We start from the raw sequence: 1,046 nt of genomic DNA, 5'->3' as shown, positions 1-1,046 counted from the left end.
GGTACCGGCGGCGGAGGCCTCTCGGCGGGGGGCCGCCGGGACCGGGGACTCCGGGCGAGGGGAGCCGGTGCTCCGCCCGGTGCGCTCCTGGACTGCCATCGCGCACTTCCCTTCATGGATGTGGGGGGCCGGCGTCTGCCGGTGACTCCACAGTCCCTCGGTTCCGCCGGCCCCGGCAGGGGCCGACGGGGTATCAGGGGCGGTCCGATGGGCCCTGGTTCGGCGCCGAGGGGCCCGGTCGGGGTGGTTCCCGGTGCCGGCGGGCGACCGGTCATCGGCGTTCCGGCACCGCCGCCCGGCGGGGCCCCTCCCGTCTCCGGCGCCCGGCGGTGCCGGCCGTCGGGGACGGGAGGGCGGACGGTGGTGCGGCGCGCGGGTCCGGGGATCAGCGGAGCCAGGGGAACCGCTCGACCGGGGCGATCCGGGCCCAGAGCCGGCCCAGGCCCCAGGTGTCTCCGGCCCGGGTGGAGGCCAGGACGAACATCACCGCCGCGTAGACCACGTGGTAGTCGACCAGTGGATTGGTGGAGCCGCTGGGCGAGCCGTCGCTCAGGAACCGTCCGGGGGGCCAGACCGCCGCCCACATGAAGGCCAGCATCACCGCGCCGGCGATCGCGACCGGCCACAGCGCCACCCCGAGGACCAGGGTGAGACCGAGAGCGAGCAGTCCCAGCATGAAGAGCCAGTCGGTCCAGGCGGCACCGGCCCATGAGTTGAAGAGTGATTCGAAGGGGCCCACCGAGACCGAGCCGAGGAAACCGGCGGTCGGGGACCCGCCCTCGATCCACCCCCGCCCGGAGGGAGTGGCCCAGCCGAGCGCGAACATCTTGTCGAGGAAGGCCCACAGGAAGATCAGGCCGGTCGCCACCCGCAGGACGGCGAGCAGACGTCCGGCCTGCGAGGCGCCGAAGCCCGCCTCGGTACCGGCGGCGGAGGCCTCTCGGCGGGGGGCCGCCGGGACCGGGGACTCCGGGCGAGGGGAGCCGGTGCTCCGCCCGGTGCGCTCCTGGACTGCCATCGCGCACTTCCCTTCATGGATGTGGGGG

General features: G+C 75.3%; 1 protein-coding gene. It reads right to left on the bottom strand.

Annotated features, from left to right (window positions below):
- Positions 1 to 385 precede the first annotated feature (385 nt).
- Positions 386 to 1,046 (bottom strand): hypothetical protein (locus FNQ90_RS24520; protein ID WP_407699441.1); only part of this gene is annotated, 661 nt, incomplete at its 5' end.

Origin of the sequence: Streptomyces alkaliphilus, assembly GCF_014141535.1 — a bacterium.
In the GTDB taxonomy this organism is placed as follows: domain Bacteria; phylum Actinomycetota; class Actinomycetes; order Streptomycetales; family Streptomycetaceae; genus Streptomyces; species Streptomyces alkaliphilus.
This window is presented reverse-complemented; position numbering and strand designations above follow the sequence as displayed.